15 protein-coding genes are annotated in these 17,919 nt (G+C 72.8%); 5 read left to right on the top strand and 10 right to left on the bottom strand.

Annotation, left to right across the window (positions count from 1 at the left end):
* The first annotated feature begins 36 nt into the window (after positions 1-36).
* The gene (locus QSK34_RS07080) at positions 37-741 is read left to right on the top strand and encodes a hotdog fold domain-containing protein (RefSeq protein WP_285581213.1); all 705 of its coding nucleotides are present in this window, start codon (positions 37-39) and stop codon (positions 739-741) included.
* A 5-nt stretch (positions 742-746) separates the two neighbouring features.
* Positions 747-1,406 (top strand): alpha/beta fold hydrolase, encoded by a 660-nt coding sequence (locus QSK34_RS07075; protein ID WP_285581211.1) that lies wholly within the window; start codon positions 747-749, stop codon positions 1,404-1,406.
* Here the strand turns inward: QSK34_RS07075 and QSK34_RS07070 are convergent.
* Genes QSK34_RS07070 through QSK34_RS07030 form a run of 9 tightly spaced genes read right to left on the bottom strand, consistent with a single transcriptional unit; the run spans position 1,396 to position 13,829 of the window.
* Positions 1,396-1,962, bottom strand: coding sequence for a CGNR zinc finger domain-containing protein (locus QSK34_RS07070; RefSeq protein ID WP_285581209.1), 567 nt, complete (start codon positions 1,960-1,962; stop codon positions 1,396-1,398). The genes QSK34_RS07075 and QSK34_RS07070 overlap by 11 nt on opposite strands.
* A complete protein-coding gene (locus tag QSK34_RS07065) occupies positions 1,963-3,372 on the bottom strand; it encodes an MFS transporter (RefSeq protein ID WP_285581207.1) in 1,410 nt (469 codons plus the stop codon).
* 16 nt (positions 3,373-3,388) lie between these two features.
* Complete coding sequence (locus QSK34_RS07060) at positions 3,389-4,600, bottom strand: aspartate kinase (protein WP_285581204.1); 1,212 nt, start codon at positions 4,598-4,600, stop codon at positions 3,389-3,391.
* 3 nt (positions 4,601-4,603) lie between these two features.
* Positions 4,604-5,488 (bottom strand): acyl-CoA dehydrogenase family protein, encoded by an 885-nt coding sequence (locus tag QSK34_RS07055; RefSeq protein WP_285581202.1) that lies wholly within the window; start codon positions 5,486-5,488, stop codon positions 4,604-4,606.
* The gene (locus QSK34_RS07050) at positions 5,485-6,621 is read right to left on the bottom strand and encodes an acyl-CoA dehydrogenase family protein (protein WP_285581200.1); all 1,137 of its coding nucleotides are present in this window, start codon (positions 6,619-6,621) and stop codon (positions 5,485-5,487) included. The genes QSK34_RS07055 and QSK34_RS07050 overlap by 4 nt, the downstream gene beginning before the upstream one ends.
* Complete coding sequence (locus QSK34_RS07045) at positions 6,618-7,403, bottom strand: alpha/beta fold hydrolase (protein ID WP_285581198.1); 786 nt, start codon at positions 7,401-7,403, stop codon at positions 6,618-6,620. The genes QSK34_RS07050 and QSK34_RS07045 overlap by 4 nt, the downstream gene beginning before the upstream one ends.
* A complete protein-coding gene (locus QSK34_RS07040) occupies positions 7,403-10,714 on the bottom strand; it encodes a non-ribosomal peptide synthetase (RefSeq protein WP_285581196.1) in 3,312 nt (1,103 codons plus the stop codon). The genes QSK34_RS07045 and QSK34_RS07040 overlap by 1 nt, the downstream gene beginning before the upstream one ends.
* Complete coding sequence (locus QSK34_RS07035) at positions 10,711-10,887, bottom strand: MbtH family protein (protein WP_285581194.1); 177 nt, start codon at positions 10,885-10,887, stop codon at positions 10,711-10,713. The genes QSK34_RS07040 and QSK34_RS07035 overlap by 4 nt, the downstream gene beginning before the upstream one ends.
* A gap of 5 nt (positions 10,888-10,892) precedes the next feature.
* On the bottom strand, positions 10,893-13,829 hold the full coding sequence (locus QSK34_RS07030) for a non-ribosomal peptide synthetase (RefSeq protein WP_285581192.1): 2,937 nt from the start codon (positions 13,827-13,829) through the stop codon (positions 10,893-10,895).
* Between the two features lie 629 nt (positions 13,830-14,458).
* Here QSK34_RS07030 and QSK34_RS07025 point away from each other — a divergent pair.
* From QSK34_RS07025 to QSK34_RS07015, 3 genes are read left to right on the top strand one after another with little or no spacing between them, the layout of a single operon-like run.
* A complete protein-coding gene (locus QSK34_RS07025) occupies positions 14,459-15,625 on the top strand; it encodes an argininosuccinate synthase domain-containing protein (RefSeq protein WP_285581190.1) in 1,167 nt (388 codons plus the stop codon).
* Positions 15,618-16,601, top strand: a complete 984-nt coding sequence (locus QSK34_RS07020; protein WP_285581188.1) for an aldo/keto reductase — start codon at positions 15,618-15,620, stop codon at positions 16,599-16,601. Before QSK34_RS07025 ends, QSK34_RS07020 begins: the two co-directional genes overlap by 8 nt.
* A complete protein-coding gene (locus tag QSK34_RS07015) occupies positions 16,598-17,326 on the top strand; it encodes a sulfotransferase-like domain-containing protein (protein WP_285581186.1) in 729 nt (242 codons plus the stop codon). The genes QSK34_RS07020 and QSK34_RS07015 overlap by 4 nt, the downstream gene beginning before the upstream one ends.
* Here the strand turns inward: QSK34_RS07015 and QSK34_RS07010 are convergent.
* Positions 17,307-17,876 (bottom strand): GNAT family N-acetyltransferase, encoded by a 570-nt coding sequence (locus tag QSK34_RS07010; RefSeq protein ID WP_285581184.1) that lies wholly within the window; start codon positions 17,874-17,876, stop codon positions 17,307-17,309. The genes QSK34_RS07015 and QSK34_RS07010 overlap by 20 nt on opposite strands.
* Positions 17,877-17,919 lie beyond the last annotated feature (43 nt).

Raw genomic sequence — 17,919 nt, 5'->3', positions numbered from 1 at the left:
CCTCTCCGTGCGGCCGGGGTGCGGTTCACTGGGGGTGTGGGAGAGCAGATCGTCATCGGCGCCCGGTTCAACGGGCCGCCCGCCTCGGCCAACGGCGGTTACGCCGCCGGGCTGGCCGCCGCGTTCGTCGACGGCCCGGCGCGGGTGTCGCTGCGCCGGCCGCCGCCGCTGGAGACCCCGCTCGACGTGGTGCGCGACGGGGCGGGCGTCCGCGTCCTGCACGACGGCGTGCTGGTCGCCGAGGCGGGGCCGTCGGACGCGGAGTTCCCCGACCCGCCGGTCCGCCCCGGCCTCGCGGCGGCGGCCGAGGCCAGGGAGCGGCATCCGTGGATCGGCGTGCGGAACATGCTGACCGGCTGCTTCGTCTGCGGGCACGGCCGCGCCGACGGCCTGCGGGTCACCCCGGGGCGGCTTCCCGACGCCGACGTGTGCGCCGCGCCGTTCGAGCCCGACGCGACCGTCACGGAGAACGGGGTGGTGCGGCCGGAGATCCTCTGGGCGGCGCTCGACTGCGTCGGCTATCCGCCGTTCGCCCAGGGCACCGAGGTCATCGCCCTCCTGGGCACGCTGGAGGCCGAGATCGTCCGCGAGGTGGCGGCCGGGGAGCGCCTGGTGGCGGTGGGCTGGCCGCTGGGGTCGTCCGGACGCAAGTCGTTCAGCGCGTCGGCTCTGCTGTCGGCGGACGAGGTCGTCGCGCGGGCCCGCGCCACCTGGATCACGGTGCCCGACGCCGTAGGGTGACGCCCATGGATGCCCTACCTCTGGCCTGGAAAGAAGGCGGGCCGCCGGGAGACGTCCCGGTCGTCCTGATCCACGGGCTGACCGGTACCTCCGGCACGTGGGACCGGATCGCCCCGTTCCTCGGGCGGCACTGGATCGCCCCCGACATGCGCGGCCACGGCGCCAGCCCGCGCCACGCCGACTACAGCCTCGACCTGATGGCCGCCGACACCCTGGCGTTCCTCGACGCGCGGGGCCTCACGACGATCGACATGGTCGGCCACTCGATGGGCGGGCGGGTCGCCCTGCTGGTGGCGCGGGAGCGCCCCGGGCTGGTCCGGCGGCTGGTGCTGGAGGACTCGTTCCCGGCGCCCCACGAGCCGCAGATCATCGAGCCCACCGTCGTGACCGGCGACGAGATCGACCACGACCCGGCCGTCGTCGACGTGATCAGGGCGGGGGTGCGCCAGGTCGACCCGGCGTGGTGGGCGCGGCTGGGCGAGCTGACCATGCCGGTGCTGGTCGTCGGGGGCGCGTACAGCGAACTGGTGCCGCAGGAGGCGCTGGCCGAGTTCACCGCGGCGCTGCCCGACGGGCGGCGGGTGGTGCTCGACGCCGGGCACCGCGTGCACGCCGAGGAGCCCGACGGGTTCGTGAAGGAGGTCGCGGCCTTCCTCAACCGGTGAGGCCGCGGCGGTGGCGGCGGGCCTTCTCCCGGTTGCCGCAGACGCTCATGCTGCACCAGCGGCGGCGGCCGCCCCGCGAGGAGTCGAGGAACAACCAGCCGCACCGGCCACACGCCCTGACCCGGCCGGGCGGCAGGGTGAAAACGGCCTCGACGGCCGAGAGGGCGAGCGCGGCGGGGATCGCCCCGGGCGCACCCCAGCCGGCGTCGGCCCGTCCGGCCCGCAGGCCCTTCCCGGCCCGTTCCAGCAGCGCGCCGAAGGGGGCGGGCGGCACGGCCGCGCCCCGCGCGATCGCGTCGAACACCTCCCACGCCTGCTCGCGGACGGTCCGCGTCTCGGTGACGAGACCACTCGCGGGCGGCTCGGGCGCCTCGTCGAACAACCCGGCCGAGAGGCACCAGCTCAGCACGTCGGAGGGGGATCTGAGCAGTTCGACGTCCTCTCCGGCCGGGAGCGTCCGGTCGAAGACGGTGTTGGTGAGGTCGAGCGCCAGGTGGCCGCCGACGAAATGGGCGTCCTCCCAGGGCGGCCTGACACGCGAGGTCAGAGTAACCATTTAACCCACTATATCTGGTTCCCCCTTGAGCCGTCGCCGGAGCAGGACCGTCACGACGGCCGCCACCGCCGCGAACGCCACCGAGCACCAGAGGGCCCAGCGCCAGCCTGCCACCTCGCCGCCGGTGGCGAAGTGGGCGGCCACCGAGGTCACGACGCCGACCCCGACGGCCAGCCCGAGCTGCTGCGAGACGTTGATCAGGGCCCCGGCCGTGGCCCGGCGCCCCTCCTCCGCGCCGTTCGTGCCGGCGATGCTCGTCGTGATCAGGGCCAGGATGTGGCCGAAGGCGTTCACCGAGGTGCCGACCAGCACGAGCGCGAGCCCGCCGTCGTCCGGCAGGCCCACCATGACCAGGATGCCGATCGTCTCGACGACGATCCCGGCCAGCAGCACGCGGTACAGCCCGAACCGCTCGACGAGCCGGCCCGCGTAGATCCCGGTGACGACCGCGACCGCCCCCGAGACGGCGAACGCCAGGCCGGTCGCGAGCGCGCCCAGGCCGAGGTGGGTCTGCAGGTAGAGCGTGAGGATGAAGAGCATGCCGCCGTACGAGCAGATCAGCAGGACGGTGATCAGGTTGGCCGGGCCGATGGCGGCGGTCCGGAAGATCGAGATCGGCACGAGCGCCTCGCGCCGGCGCGACTCCACCCACACGAACAGGGCCACGGCCGGGACCGCGACGGCGGCCGACAAAAGGATCGGGGCCGACGTCCAGCCGTACCTCTCCCCCTCGGTCAGGGCGAACACGAAGGCGACCATGCCCGCGGCCGCCAGGACGACCCCCGCCAGGTCCAGGTGGCGGGAGGCGTGCGTGTCACGGCTCTCGCCCAGGTGGATCCTGGCCAGGACGCCGAAGAGCACCACGAGCGGCACGTTGATCAGGAAGACCGACCGCCATCCGGCGTACTCGGTGAGGATCCCGCCGAGCACCATGCCGGAGACGAAGCCGGCCGACAGCGCCGCCCCGTAGACGCCCAGCGCGCGTTCGCGCTGCGGCCCCTCCGGGACGGTCGCCTGGAGCAGTCCCAGGCCCGCCGGGGCGATGAACGCCGCGGCCACCCCCTGCAGGGCGCGGCCCGCGATGAGCGCGGCCGGCGACCAGGCCAGGCCCGCGAGGAGCGAGGCCAGGCCGAAGGCGGCCAGGCCCCAGACGAACACCCGCCTGCGGCCGTAGAGGTCGGCGACCCTGCCCCCGAGGAGGAGGAAGCCGCAGAAGGTGAGCGGGTAGGCCGACAGCACCCACGCGACGCCGCCGCCCGGACCGAAGTCCATGCCCTCGCGGATGCTCGGGGCGGCCACGTTGATGATCGAGTAGTCGACCGCGATCAGGAACTGGGTGCCGCAGATGACGGCGAGCGGCCAGAACCGCCCGGATCGGGTCGTGCCGGTCTCGTGCGTCGCCAGGTTCATGCCCATGCCTTTCGGTTCAGCCGGGGGTCAGAAACAGGCCGTGCAGTCGTGTCACCGCCGTGAGGACGTCGGGCTCCGCGCAGGTGACGGAGATGCGCCGGGGGCGAACCGTCAGGTCCCGCACCCTGACGCCGCAGGATCGGAGCGTGTCGGGGAGCAGGCGCACCTGCGGGTGGTGCGGGCGGAAGCCCCGGCCGACCAGCGACACCGTCCCCATGGGTGGCGACCAGTGGCAGCGGGCGCAGGCGCCGGCCGCGCGCAGGCCGGCGAGCAGTTCCTCCACCTGGTCGCGGTCGGCGGCGTCCACCGTGAACCGCAGGGAGTAGCCGGTCCCGGCGGCGAGGTGGTCGAGCACGTCGACGGGCGCCGGGAGCTCGGCCAGGGCGGCGGCGATCGTGGTCAGCGCGGCCGGGTCGACCCCGTCGACCCGGCAGCGGAGCCGTCCGGTCCGGTGGGCGACGCCGACGGCGGCGAACCGCCCGTCGTCCGGCGGGTCGTCCGGCGGGTCCGAGGTCACCCACGTCCCGGTGCCGTCGGTCGTGCTCGACCGCACGTGGACGGGCACGCGGTGGGCGCCGGCGAGTTCGACGCTGGAGTGGGCGAGCACGCCGGCTCCCCCGGCGGCCAGTTCGGCCATGTCCTCATAGGAGAGGCGGTCGAGCTTGCGGGCGTCGGCGACGTGCCGGGGGTCGGCGGTGAAGACGCCCTCGACGTCGGTGAAGATCTCGCACGCCTCGGCCCGCAGCGCCGCCGCCAGGGCGACGGCGGTGGTGTCGGAGCCGCCCCGGCTGAGCGTGGTCAGCTCGCCGCTCCCGGCCGCGATGCCCTGGAACCCGGTCACCACGGGCACGTAGCCGGTCTCGACGCACTCGCGGATCAGTCCCGGCCGGACGGTCACGATGTTGGCGCAGCCGTGCACGCCGTCGGTGACGATGCCGCCGTCGCGGGCGTTGAACGAGCGGGCCGGCACGCCCAGCTCGTGCAGCGCCATGGCGAGCGCGGCGGCGGAGGCCTGCTCGCCGGTGCTGAGCAGCAGGTCCAGTTCCCGGGCGTGCGGGTTGTCGGTGAGCTCGCGGGCCAGGCCCAGCATGGCGTCGGTGGTGCCGCCCATCGCGGAGACGACGGCCACCACCGGTCCGGGCGCGGCGGCGATGCGCTTCGCCACGTGACTGATCTTGTCCACGTCACCCAGTGATGTGCCGCCGTACTTCTGGATCACCAGGTCCATCGGTCACCCCCGCGGCTGCGGGAGCCGGACCGACTCCGCCGCCGCCCTCCGGTAGTAGAGCTGCGCGTCGTCGTCGGACCGCATGCCCGCCGCACCGTGGATCTGCATGGTCTGGACGGTGACCGTGCGGGCCAGGTCGGCGGCCTCGGCCAGGGTTCCCGCCGCGTGCGCGGCGGCGTCGCGATCGTGGACGAGCAGGCGGGCCGCGTCGACGCGCATCGACAACTCGGCGAGCCGGAAGGACAACGCCTGGTTGGCGCCGATGGCGCGGCCGAACTGGCGGCGGGTCTTGGCGTAGCCGACGGCGTGGTCGAGCGCCGCCTGGGCCAGGCCCACGAGGTAGGCCGCCTGGCGCACCCGCGCGGGCTCCCAGTCGACGGGGCCCGCCCAGGTCGTCACGGGCGTGTCGGTGAAGTCGACCCGGTAGAGCTCGCCCCGGCCGGTCTCCTCGTGCCGCCGCGTCGTGATGGACGGATGGCCGGCCCGGACGAGCGCCGACCGGTCCCCGCCGACGACGGCGAAGTGCTCGACCTCGTCCGCGAACCCGACGAAGTCGCACCGGGCGGTGATCGTCTCGTCCTGGCCGGAATAGGACCCCGCCGCGAGCGCCACCGGGGCGGGGCCGAGATCGGCGTCGGGGAACAGTTCGCGCGCGGTCAGGGTGTCGAGGAGCGGGCCCTGGTAGAGGACCGATCCGAGCAGCTCGGCCAGGCCGACGGCGTCGCCGTCGTCGAGGGCGCCGAGGCCGGTCAGGCCCTCCCACACCATCGCGCGGGTCTCGCGGCGGTCGTCGTCGGTGTCCCCGCCCTCGCCGCGCGGGCGGTCGGCCATCCGCCGGACCAGCGGGGCCAGGTCTCCTTCGAAGAACTCGGCGATCGTGGTGGTCATGACGGCAACCCCAGTTTCGATGTGGCGACGAAGTACAGCATGATCTCCGAGGAGCCCTGCGCGAGCGTGAGTCCGGGCGCCTCCCGGAACGCGGCGTCGAAGACGCCGTCGGCGATCGCGTCGGGGTCGCGCGCGTCGAGCAGCGCCCGCGGTCCGAGCAGCTCGACCGCGGCCACCGACACCTCCTTGGCCGTCTCGGACGTGTACCACTTGGCGGTCGCCGAGTGGATCTCGTCGGGCTTCCCCTCGTGCAGGTTGGCGATGCACCGCCAGGCCAGCAGCCGGGCCGCGCGCACCCGGGTCTCCAGGCGCGCCAGGCGTTCCGCGCTCCCCGGCGGCGCGTGCTCGCGCAGCGCGGCCAGCGTGCGTTCGGCCTTGGCGGAGTGGTCGAGCCCGGTGCGCTCGAACGGCAGCACCCGGTTCAGCACCTGCCAGCCGTCGTCGACCTCGCCGAGCACGTCCTCGCGGCCGATCCGGATGCCGTCGAGCGTGATCAGGTCGAAGCGCTCCTCCGACAGGTTCCACACCGGCTCGATCACGGTGCCCAGGGTGTGCAGCGGGACCAGGAACAGCGTGATCCCGGCGTAGTTGACCGGGCCGGTCGAGGTGCGGGCCGCGCACAGCGCGAAGTCGCTGTGCTGGGCCTTCATGTTGTAGATCTTCCGGCCCGTCAGGCGGTAGCCGTCGCCGTCGGGCTCGGCGCGGGTGGCCAGGGAGCCCAGGTCGGATCCGACGTCGGGCTCGCTGAACAGCACGTTGGCCGTGGTCTCGCCGCGGGCCAGGCCCGGCAGGTAGCGCTCCTTCTGCTCGTCGGTGCCCATCAGGTTGATGGCGTTGCCGACGATGTCGACGCCCAGGGAGTGCACGTTCTCGGGGATGCCGTGGCGGATCATCTCCTCGGTGACGATCGCCTTCTCGACGATCGTGGCCCCCGAGCCGCCGTACCGTTCCGGCCAGTTGATCGCGAGCCAGCCGAGCTTGCCCAGCCGCCGGTGGACGTCGAGCAGCCCGCTCTCCTCCCCGTACGGCGTCCGCCGCGACTGGGCGATCTCCGCGCGCACCACGTCCTCGCACAGCAGCGCGCAGACCTTCTCCCGGAAGCCCTCCTGTTCGGGCGTGAAGACCGGCGTCATCGCACACTCACCTCGCTGAACCTCTCGCGCATCACGGCGGCGAGCGCCTCGGCGCGCGCCGCCTGGAGCATGGTGTAGTGGTCGCCCGCCACCACCTGGACGTCGTCGGCGTAGGGCCGCCACCGGTCGAGCTTGGCCGGTTCGCAGTCCTCGGCGCAGAGCAGGACCACCCGGCCCTCCACCCGCGTGGGGCGGAAGGCCAGGAGCCCGCGGACGTTCGCCGCGAACACGGGGAACCGCCGGGCCCGTTCGGCCTCGTCGAGTTCCGCGCCCATCGCGGCGAGGTCGGCGTCGAACCACGCGGCCAGTTCGTCGTCGCCGGGCCTCGACGGCTCGTCGGCGACGCCGGTGTCGAGCAGGAACGTCAGCGCGGCCCCGCCGTCGAGGCGGGCCATCTCCAGCGCCACCGCCCCGCCGACCGACCAGCCGCCCAGGTACAGCGGCCCGTAGGGCCGGACCGCGCGGACCTCGGCCAGGTAGACGGCCGCCAGTTCGGCCAGGTCCCGGTCGCCGGGCACGCCGTCGTGCAGGCCCGGGTCCTCCAGGGCGTACACCGGCCGGTCGCGGCCCAGGACCGCCGCCAGGGCGACGTAGGGCGCGACCGAGCCGCCGGCGGCGTGCACCAGGAACAGCGGCGGCTCCTCCAGGCCCATGCCGCCGAGCGGGACCAGCGGGGACTCCGGCCGCCGTTCGGGACGCGGCAGCCGGAGCGCCTCCTCCCGCCTGCGCCGCAGCTCGACCCGCAGCAGCGCCTGCCGTTTCTCCTCAAGGGTGGCGTCCATCAGCTCTGCTCTTTCAGCAGCCGGTCGAGTTCCTCCTCGGACAGGTCGGCGACCTGCGCCTCCAGCTTCGCCACCTCGTCGTCGCCGAGCAGCGCGCGCTGCGCGTCGTCGACCTGGGCGGAGAACTGGCTGAGCAGCGGGTAGCTGAACAGCCGCCGGGGGTCGAGCGTCACCTGGAAGGCGTCGCGCACCCGGGAGATCATCTGGGTCACCTGCAGGGAGTTGCCGCCCAGGACGAAGAAGTTGTCCTGCGCGCCGACGCTGCCGGGCTCCAGGCTCAGCAGGCCGGTCCAGATCTCGGCGATGCGGCGCTCGGTGTCGGTGGTCAGCTCGACCTTGCCCGCGCCGCCCTCGGGCCGGGGGTCGGGCAGCTTCCGGTGGTCGATCTTCCCGGCGGAGGTGAGCGGGAGCTGGTCGAGCGCGACGTAGTCGGTGGGCACCATGTGCATGGGCAGCCGCCCGGCCAGGTGCTCGCGCAGGGCGTCCGGTTCGAACTCGCCGACGACGTAGGCGGCCAGCCACGCCGAGGGCGTGCCCTGGTCGCGCACCGTCACGACGCACTGCCGCACGCCCTCGAAGCCCTCGATGGCGTGCTCGATCTCGCCGAGCTCCACCCGCAGGCCGCGCAGCTTCACCTGGCGGTCGGCCCGGCCCAGGAACTCCAGCTGGCCGTCGGCGTTCCAGCGGGCCAGGTCGCCGGTGGCGTACATGCGCTCGCCGGGGCGGTTGGCGAAGGGGTCGGGCCGGAACCTCTCGGCGGTCTGGTCGGGCCGGCCGAGGTAGCCGACGGCCAGGCCCGCGCCCGCCATGTAGAGCTCGCCGGGCACGCCGACCGGCACCGGCCGCAGGCCCTTGTCCAGGACGTAGGCGCGCTGGTTGTCCATCGCCCGCCCGATCGGCGGGGTGCCCTCGATCGGCTCCGGCGGGCACAGGTAGTCGACGCAGGTGACCGTGACCTCGGTCGGGCCGTAGCCGTTGTGGAACTCACGGCCCGGCCGGCTCCACTTGTTGACCAGCTCGGGGCCGAAGGGCTCCATGCCGATGAAGCAGACCCGCAGGTCGTCGAGGTTCGACGGGTCGAGCAGCCCGAGCACGGCGGGCGGGATGTCCACCATCGTGACCCGTTCGCGGGCCAGCAGGTCCTGGAGCGAATCGGGGTCGAGCAGCTCGGCGCGCGGCGCGCCGACGATGGTGCCGCCGGCGGTCAGCGTCGAGAAGACGTCCGAGACGCTCACGTCGAAGGCGGGGTTGGAGAACTGCAGAATCCGGTCGTCGGACGTGACCTGGAACATGCGCTGGAAGGCGGTGCAGAAGTTGACCACCGCGCGGTGGGGCACCATGACGCCCTTGGGCGTGCCGGTCGAGCCCGAGGTGTAGATGACGTAGGCGGTGTCCTCGTGCGACACGGTCACCGACGGCGGCATGCCGGGCCGGCCGTCGAGCGCGTCGGTGTCCAGCAGGACGCGGGCCACCTCCGAGGGCACCCGGTCGGCGAGGTCGGAGGTGGTCACGACCACCGGCACCTCGGCGTCGCCGAGCTGGTAGGCCAGCCGGTCGGGCGGGTACTGCGGGTCGAGCGGCAACCACGCGCCGCCCGCCTTGAGCACGCCGAGCTCGGCGGCCGGCAGGTCGAAGCCGCGCTCCACCAGCACCCCGACCACGGTCCCCGGCGTCACCTTGTGCTCCTCGACGAGCACCTGCGCCAGGCGGTTGGACCGCTCGTCGAGCTGCGCGTACGTCAGGTCCTCGCCGGCGAAGCGCATGGCGACCGCGTCGGGGGCCTCGGCCACACGCGCGGCGACCAGCTCGTGCAGCAGGCGCTCGTCGCGCTCGCGGGGCTCGGGGTTCCAGGCGGTGAGCACCCGCAGGTACTCCTCGTCGGACATGATGTCGAGCTCGTCGATCCGGGCGCCCGGCCGCGACAGCGCGTCGGCCATGACCGTGGTGAAGTGCTCGACGAGGCCCTCGACCCGTTCGTGGTCGAACAGCTCGGAGGAGTACTCGATCCACACGCCGAGCCCGCCGTCGGGCAGGTCGTTGATCTGGAAGGTCAGGTCGAACCGGGTCGTCTCGGGCTGCGGGGTGAGCATCTCGACGTCCAGGCCCTGGAACTCCCAGCGCGCGATCATCGGCTCGGGCAGCAGGGTGAACAGGTGGGCGACCAGTGGGTTGCGTCCCGGCACCCGCTCGGGGCTGAGCTCCTCGATCATCCGGCCGAACGGCATGTCCTGGCGGGCCATCGCGTCGAGCACGGTGTCGTTGGTGACGTGCACCAGGTCGCGGAAGACCGGGTTGCCCGCGAGGTTCCCGCGGACCGCCACCGTGTTGGCGAAGAAGCCCATCATGGGTTCGGTCTCCGAGCGGGTCCGGCCGGAGAAGACCGAGCCGAGCGCGATGTCGTCCTGGCCCGTGTAGCGGTTGATCACGATCTGGTAGCCGGTCATCGTCAAGGCGAGCAGCGAGACGTTCTCGGACTGGGCCAGGTCGCGGATGCCGCGGGCGAGGTCGTCGGGCAGGCGGCCCTCGTAGATGCGGCCGGCCCCGGTCGGCGCCGAGGGGCGCTCCCGGTCGCCGCGCCACTCCAGCGGCTCCATCCCGTCGAGCGCCCTGCGCCAGGACTCGATCTGCTTGGCCGGTTCCTCGCTGAGCAGCCAGAGCCGCTGCCAGGCCGCGAAGTCGGCGGGGTGCAGGGTCAGCTCGGGGAACTGCGCGCCGGGGTCGGCGTAGCGGGTGCTCAGCTCCTCGGCGAACTGGCGCGACGACCATCCGTCGATGACGATGTGGTGCCAGACGATGGACAACACGTGGTCGTCGGGGCCCAGGCGCAGCAGGCCGAACCGGTAGGGCGGATGGTTGCGCAGGTCGAACTCCTCGCGCACCTGGCCGTCGATCCAGTCCTGGATCCCGTCCTCGGTCCCCTCGGTGACCGGCAGTTCCCAGTTCTCGGGCGGCGGGTCGACGGTCTGGAACGGCACGCCGTGCTCGTCGCCGAACCGGGTGCGCAGGCTCTCGTGGCGGGTCACGATGCCGCGCAGCGCCCCGGAGAGGGCGTCCACGTCGAGCGGCCCGCGCAGCCGCATCGCGAACGGGACGTTGTAGACGGGGGCGCCGGCCACCATCTGGTGCAGGAACCACAGGAAACGCTGCTGTTCGGCGATGGCCATCTTGCCGGTGCGGGGCACCGGGACGATCTTCTCGCGTTCGGCCTTCTCGGCCACGCGCTGGCGGACCTTGCGCTCCAGCAGGGCCCGCTTGATGTCGCCGACGTTGCGCTCTTCGGGGGTGGACATGATCTCCTTCTCCTCCTTCACCGTCGGACGCTCAGCGGACGCAGATCCGTCCACACGCTCGCGATGTGCGCCAGGCACTCGTCCTTGCCGCCTTCGAAGCCGGCCTCGCGCCAGCCGTTCGGGATCTCGCGGCCGACCGGCCATATCGAGTACTGCTCCTCGTGGTTGATCACCACGGCGAACTGCTCTTCCATTGCGCCTACCTTTCTTGAGGGACGAAGGCGGAGGTGTCGGACAACGAGCTGAGGTAGCGGTCGAGCGCCCCGAGCGCGTCGGTCTCCGGGCGGGCGAGCGCGGCCCCGTGGCGGTCGAACCGCCGGATGTCGAAGTGCCGGGATCCGTCGGTGAACATCTCGTCGAACTCAGCGGGAGCGGCGCCGCCGTCGCCGGACGGGGGCGGCAGCAGCAGGCGGAGCCCGGTGAGCCTGTCGTCGGGCTCGGCGACCGCCTCCAGCCGGTCGCGGAACTCCGCGTAGCCGACCCGGTCGAGGCCGCAGCGCGCGGCGAGCACGTCGAAGGCGTCGGCGAAGCGCAGCCCGACCGGCCACAACACGTGCATCGCGCCGTCGGGCACGTCGACCTCGCCGGTCGCGGCGCCGGCCAGGAACCGGGCGACCACGTCGACCGGGGTCACGTCGGTGGCGGCCCCCGTCGGGAACACGCACCCCGTGCGGGCGCAGGCGTACAGCAGGTTGTGGGCCAGCGAGTCGGGGTTGGGCACGCCGGTCTCGCGGTGGGGCCAGACCTCGCCGAGGCGGTAGACCACCGAGGCGACGCCCTGGCGGTGCGCCTCGGCGACGAGGCTCTCGGCGACGTACTTCGATCGGTTGTAGCCGTCGGCGGCGACCTCGTCGGGCACCGGGATGCGGTCTTCGGTGATGGGCGGGCCGCTCCGCCCGGCGGGGGCGAAGATGCTCAGGGTGGACAGCAGGTGCAGGCGGGCGCCGCCCGTGGCGAGCTTGATGAGCTCCTGGACGCCCAGCACGTTGGCCGGGCGGTGGTCGAGGTAGCCGGACAGGAAGTTGACCGCGCCGGCGGCGTTGACGATGCCCGACACCGTCGAGGCGAGGGCGTCGAAGCGCCGCTGGGTCAGCCCGAGCAGGTCCCCGGCCAGGTCGCCGGGGAGGACCTCGACGCGTCCCGACGTGATCGCCATGGGGAGCTGCCGCCAGGCGGAGGTCAGGCCGTATCGGTCGAGGACGCCGGTAAGCCGCCGGGCGCCCTCGTCGGGGTCGGCGCACCGGACCAGGCAGACGACCTCGGCGGTGGAGCGGGTCAGCAGCTCCGCGAGGACGTGCGCGCCGATGAACCCGGTCGCGCCGGTCAGCAGCAGCGTGCGGGGCGGGCGCCACGCCAGGTCCTGCCGGACGTAGGCCAGCTCGGCGCTGTCGTCGTCGACGCCGCCCTCCAGCCGCGCGGCCTGGGCCCGCACGGTCGGCTCGGCGAGCAGGTCGCGCGGCCGGACGGGCCGGCCGAGCCGTTCGCCGACGGCGGTGACGACCCGGTAGGCCAGCAGCGAGGTGCCTCCGTAGTCGGAGAAGGGCACGACCACGGAGATCCGGTCGCGTTCGAGCACCTCGCGCCACGCCGCGCAGACCAGCTCCTCCATGGGGCCGGACGGCGGCTCCACGGGCTCGTCCGAGCCGTCGGCGACGACGAGCGCGGCCAGCGCCTTGCGGTCGGCCTTGCCGTTGTGGTTGAGCGGGAGCTCGTCGAGCACCACGATCCGGTGCGGGACCTGCTCGGCCGGGAGCTTCCCGGCCGCGTAGCCGCGCAGTTGCTCCGCCGACGGCGTCTCGCCGGGCGAGCGCGGCGTGACGCAGCTGACCAGCGTGGCGTCGGGCGGCTCGCCGAGCACGACCGCCGTGGCGTCGCCGACGAGCGGATGGCCGGCCAGGGCCGCGGCGACGTCGCCGAGCTCGACCCGGACCCCGCCGAGCTTGACCTGCTCGTCGATCCGGCCGGCGAAGTGCAGCAGCCCGTCGTCGCCGGCCCGCGCGAGGTCGCCGGTCCGGTAGAGCCGGGGGCCGGGGATCTGCGGGAACGGGTTGGGCACGAACGTCCGGGCGGTCCGCGCGGGGTCGCCGAGGTAGCCCGCGCCGACGCACTCGCCGCCGAGGTAGAGCTCGCCGGGGGTGTCGTGCGGGACGGGGTTCAGGTCGCCGTCGAGCAGGATCGCGGCGGTGTTGTCGATGGGCAGGCCGATCGGGATCCGGTCGGCGTCGGCGTCGGTGACGTCGTGGAACACCGACCCGATCGAGCACTCCGTCGGCCCGAAGGTGTTGGTGACCGCGAGGCCCGGCAGCAGCGCGCGCAGCCGGTGGACCACGGCGGGACCGGCCGGTTCGCCGCCGATCAGCATGCGGCGCAGGCCCGACGTGGCGGCGCGCAGGTCGTCGCGCTCCTCCAGCAGGGCCACGAACGCCGCCAGCACCGACGGCACGAAGTCGGTGGTCGTGACGCCGTACCGGCCGATGGTCGTCGCGGTCTGCTCCAGGTCGAGGATGCCGTCGCGGTCGGGCAGCACGACCTGCCCGCCGGACGTCAGCGGCCACAGCACCTGCCACATCGAGGAGTCGAACGTGGACCGGCTGTTCTGCAGCGTCACGTGGCCGGCGCCGTCGCCGAACCGGCGCGACATCGTGGTCAGCCGGTTGACCAGGCCGCGGTGGTGGTTGAGCGCGCACTTGGGCGTGCCCGTGGAGCCGGAGGTGTAGAACCCGTAGATCAGGTCGGCGGGACCGGGCCGGCGCTCGTCGGGCGGCGGTTCGGCCTCGCCCGGCCCGGCGCAGTCGGCGACCACCGCCGGGACGGCTTCCCGCAGGCCGGCGAGGATCTCCTCGGTCGCCGGGGACACCACGACGGCGGGTGGCGAAAGCTCGGCCATGATCGCGTTGAGCCGGTCGGCGGGCCAGGCCGGATCGAGCGGCACGAACGCCGCGCCGGTCTTCATCACCCCGAAGAGCGCGGCCGGGAATTCGCGTCCGTCCGCCACCAGAACGGGGATCAAATGGTGTTTCTCCACCCCGCCGCGGATCAGCCGGCGGGCGGTCGCATTGGCCGCCGCGTCGAGGTCGGCGTAGCTCATCGTCAGGTCGCGATAGCGAACGGCGGGACGGTCCGGCGCGTTCTCCACCTGTTCCCGGAAAAGGTCGAGGACGGTGCTTCTTGAAGGGAACTCGCGCGGCGGGCCGAGGAATAAGTGAGCGGCGGGATCGGCGTTTTCGTTCACGTGCGTCTGCTGATGGCGTGGCATCGTGCTTCCATGGTCAGGTCAGACAGATCAGACACTATTCAGATGGGTGCGAAAATGCTTTTGAGCGTGACCGCATGCTCCCTTCACGGAACGATTGAGTAACCCTCATTCAGGGTGTTACGGGTTACTCCATACTGTGTCAGCCGGACCGGATCCGCAAGCCCGGACCTGGGTTGACTTGCCTGAAGTGCTGGCTCTACCTGCGTAAACCGTGCTCCTAACCGCACCGGGAGGGCGTGGTGCGGCGGCAGGCGTCCGAGCGCCCCGATACCCGAGCCCGCGAGGGCTAATCCAGGATTCGCGTTTTCCGTGCGAAATTCCTCCAAAAACGCCGATGACCAGCGGAGAATCGGATCGACGATCATCGGGCCGATTCGGCCCGCACCTCATCAGTAACACGAGACGACTTCCGGACCATCAGCGCTCAGGGCGTGCGGACTTGATTTCCATGGGTATGGTGGGCAAGGCTTGACATATCGCCAGTAATCCCCCAGCGCAAGGAGGAGGTCGTGGTAATAACCGATGGCACACCCCCGACGGGGTTATTCCAATCAGGAGGACTTTCCTCGCTGGCCGTCGGAGTATGGCTCCGTGAGACGTCCACTCCGGCGAGGCACTACATCGCCGACATCGGCCAGTCGGACCATGCGGAATTGCAGGAGCTCGCGACCTCCCTGCGCCATTCCGGCGCGGAGGTCGTCACCGTGGACCTGCGCGCGCCGATGGCCGAGGTCGCATCCGATCTGCTGCGTTACCGCGCCCGCCACGACGGCGGCTACTGGAACACCACCGGCGCGTCCCGCCTGGTGCTCACGAGCGAACTGCTGCCCCGGATGCGGGCCGACGGGTGCGAGACGTTCGTGCACGGCTGCGTCGGCGGCGGCAACGACCAGCGCCGGTTCGCGCGCTACGGCGCCCAGCTCGCCCCGGAGATGTCCCGCGTCGAGCCGTGGACCGACCCCCGCGCCCTCGGGCGTTTCCCCGACCGCGCCGCCATGACGAAGGCGGTCGCCGACCACGGGCTGCGCCTTGACCGGGGCAGCTCCGCCGACCGGTCCACCGACGCCAACCTCGCCGGCGCCTCCCACGAGTCGGCCGAACTCGAAGACCTGGAGACCCCGGTCACCCGGCTCCGGCCCCGCTGGAGCGCCTGGCCCCACGAGGCCCCGCCCGAACCCCAGACCGTCACCGTCGTCGTCCGCGACGGGCGCATCGCCGACGTCGACGGCAGCGGCCCCGACCCGGTCGCGTGGATGGCCCTGGCCAACACGATCGGCGCCCGCCACGGCGTCTGGCTCCGCGACGTGGTCGAACGGCGCATCGTCGGCACCGTCTGCCGGGGCATCTACGAGTCGCCCGGACTGGAGCTGCTCGAACGCGCCTGGACCCGGGTCCTGCAGGCCGGCCTCGACGCGGCCGGACGCGAGCTCTACGACCGGCTGTCGGCCGTCCTCGGCGCGGCGATGTACGAGGGGCGCTGGCTCGAACCCGCCGCGCGGGCGGCCCGCGAGGCGGCCGACCGGCTCGTCGGCGACCTCAGCGGCACCGTGACCCTGTCGGTGCACCGGGGCGTGGTCCGGCCCGAAGGGATGAAGGTGGCGAGCCACGTGGTGCGGCAGACCCGGTTCGGCTCGGGCGGCAACCGCTGGAGCGGGGAAGGAGGCGGCGATGCGTGAGCGTCGGTTCGGCCGGCTCGGCTGGACGGTCGGCGAGGTCGGCTACGGCATGTGGGGCATCGCCGGAGGTGAGGGCGGCTGGACCGGCGCCGACGACGCGACCGGCGACGCCGCGCTCGACGAGGCCGTCGGGCTCGGCTGCGACTACTTCGACACCGCCTGGATCTACGGGCGCGGCGAGAGCGAGCGCATGCTCGGCCGGCTGGTGCGGCGGCATCCCGGCCGCCGTCTCCGCATCGCGACCAAGCCCCCGCCCAAGGACCTCGCGTGGCCGTCCACCCGCGACTCCAAGCTCGCCGACGTCTACCCGCCCGACCACCTCTGGGACTACCTGCACCGCAGCCTCGAAGGGCTGGGCACGCCGTCGGTCGACCTGTTCCAGTTCCACGTCTGGGAGGACTCCTGGGCGCACGACCCGACGTGGCAGGACACCGTCGTCGAGATGCGCGAACGCGGCCTGATCAAGGGCGTGGGCATCAGCGTCAACCGCTGGGAGCCCTGGAACGTGCTGGAGACGCTGCAGACCGGGCTGATCGACGCCGTCCAGGTCATCTACAACGTCTTCGACCAGGCCCCCGAGGACGAGCTGTTCCCGGCCTGCCGCGAGCTCGACGTCGCGGTGGTCGCCCGGGTGCCCTTCGACGAGGGCACGCTCACCGGCACGCTCACCCACGACACCCGCTGGCCCGAGGGCGACTGGCGCAACACCTACTTCGTGCCCGAGAACCTCGGGCCGAGCGTCGACCGCGCCGAACGGCTCAAGCGCATCCTGCCCGAGGGCATGACCCTGCCCGAGCTCGCCCTGCGCTTCATCCTGCACAATCCCGACGTCTCCACCGTCATCCCCGGCATGCGCAAGCCCGCCCACGTCCACGCCAACATCGCCGTCAGCGACGCCGAACCGCTGAGCGAGGCGCTGATGGCGGAGTTGCGGACCCACCGGTGGGACCGCCGTCCGACGGAGTGGTCGCAGTGACCGCCGCGCCGAAGCCGATCATGTTGTGGGCGGTGCCCCGGTCGCGGTCGACGGCGTTCCTGCGCGTCATGATGGAGCGCGGCGACCTGGAGGTGGCCCACGAGCCGTTCTCCTACCTCCAGGACGACGGCCGGTTCTCGTTCGCGGGCCGGACCGTCACCTCCCCGGTCGAGCTGCTCGACGTCATGCTGGAGGTCAGCGCCTCGGGGCGGCGGGTGTTCGCCAAGGACACCTCCGATTACACGTACACGCCGCTGTTCGAGGACGAACGCCTGTTCACCGACGTCGTCCACACGTTCATGATCCGGGAGCCGGAGAGCGCCATCGCCTCCCACTACGCCATGAACCCCAAGGCGACCCTCGACGAGTACGGCTTCGAGTACCTGCACGCCATCTTCGAGGCCGTGCGCTCGGCCACCGGCCAGACCCCGCTGGTGATCGACGGCGACGACCTGGTGGCGCGTCCCGAGGCGACGGTCCGGGCCTACTGCGAGCACGTCGGGCTGGAGTTCGTGCCCGAGGCGCTGCGCTGGGACCCCGGCGAGCAGGCGGGCTGGCGGCGCACCAACCGGTGGCATGCCGAGGTGGCCCAGAGCAGCGGGCTGGTGGCGCGGGCGCCCGCGCGGCGCGAGACGCCCGCGACCAACGAGCACCTGCGCCGCGTCGCCGACCACCACCGGCCCTACTACGAGGCGCTCGCCCGGGCTAGACCTTCCGCCGCATGATCGGCCGGTCGGCACGCGGGCGGGCCACCTCGGAGAACCCGGCGTCGAGGAAGGCGCTGGCGATGCCCGTCATCGCCGTGTCGGCCCCGGCCCGTCTCCCCTCGCGGGGTTCGACCGGATAGCCCTCGGCGTGGGCGTAGCCCGCGGACGACGCCCAGTCGCAGACCGCCTCCAGGATCCCCGGCAGCAACCCGGAGCCACGATGACTCTTCTCGACGTACACACACGCGATCGCGCAGACCCCCTCGTCGTCGCCGGCCTTCGCGAGGAGCGGCGAGCGCTCCAGCCGGGGGAACGACGACCGCGGCCCGAGCGAGCACCACGCGACCGGGGTGTCGTCGTCGTAGACGACGAGGCCGGGCGCCGGTTCGCGCCCGGCGAGGCGCCTCATCGCCTTCTTGTTGCCCTCGCCCTTCCCCTCCGTCCACTCCTTGATGGACAACCGCCAGTGCATGCACCAGCACCCGCGGGCGCCTCCGTTCGCTCCGAGGACCGACTCGAAGTCGCCCCAGGTCTCCCTGGACAGCTCTCTGACGGTCAGGGAACTCATCGCGCCACCTCCAGATAACCGATGTAAAGCTGATTACAGGTTA

The sequence above is a fragment of the Herbidospora sp. NBRC 101105 genome, assembly GCF_030269205.1.
Lineage (GTDB): Bacteria > Actinomycetota > Actinomycetes > Streptosporangiales > Streptosporangiaceae > Herbidospora > Herbidospora solisilvae.
Note: the sequence above shows the minus strand (reverse complement) of the source record. Positions and strands in the feature narration are given on the sequence as shown.

Coding starts and splice junctions, on each gene's coding strand:
- QSK34_RS07075 (WP_285581211.1), top strand. CDS start 747: ATGGATGCCCTACCTCTGGCCTGGAAAGAAGGCGGGCCGCCGGGAGAC.
- QSK34_RS07070 (WP_285581209.1), bottom strand. CDS start 1,962: ATGGTTACTCTGACCTCGCGTGTCAGGCCGCCCTGGGAGGACGCCCAT.
- QSK34_RS07065 (WP_285581207.1), bottom strand. CDS start 3,372: ATGAACCTGGCGACGCACGAGACCGGCACGACCCGATCCGGGCGGTTC.
- QSK34_RS07060 (WP_285581204.1), bottom strand. CDS start 4,600: ATGGACCTGGTGATCCAGAAGTACGGCGGCACATCACTGGGTGACGTG.
- QSK34_RS07055 (WP_285581202.1), bottom strand. CDS start 5,488: ATGACCACCACGATCGCCGAGTTCTTCGAAGGAGACCTGGCCCCGCTG.
- QSK34_RS07050 (WP_285581200.1), bottom strand. CDS start 6,621: ATGACGCCGGTCTTCACGCCCGAACAGGAGGGCTTCCGGGAGAAGGTC.
- QSK34_RS07045 (WP_285581198.1), bottom strand. CDS start 7,403: ATGGACGCCACCCTTGAGGAGAAACGGCAGGCGCTGCTGCGGGTCGAG.
- QSK34_RS07035 (WP_285581194.1), bottom strand. CDS start 10,887: ATGGAAGAGCAGTTCGCCGTGGTGATCAACCACGAGGAGCAGTACTCG.
- QSK34_RS07020 (WP_285581188.1), top strand. CDS start 15,618: ATGCGTGAGCGTCGGTTCGGCCGGCTCGGCTGGACGGTCGGCGAGGTC.
- QSK34_RS07010 (WP_285581184.1), bottom strand. CDS start 17,876: ATGAGTTCCCTGACCGTCAGAGAGCTGTCCAGGGAGACCTGGGGCGAC.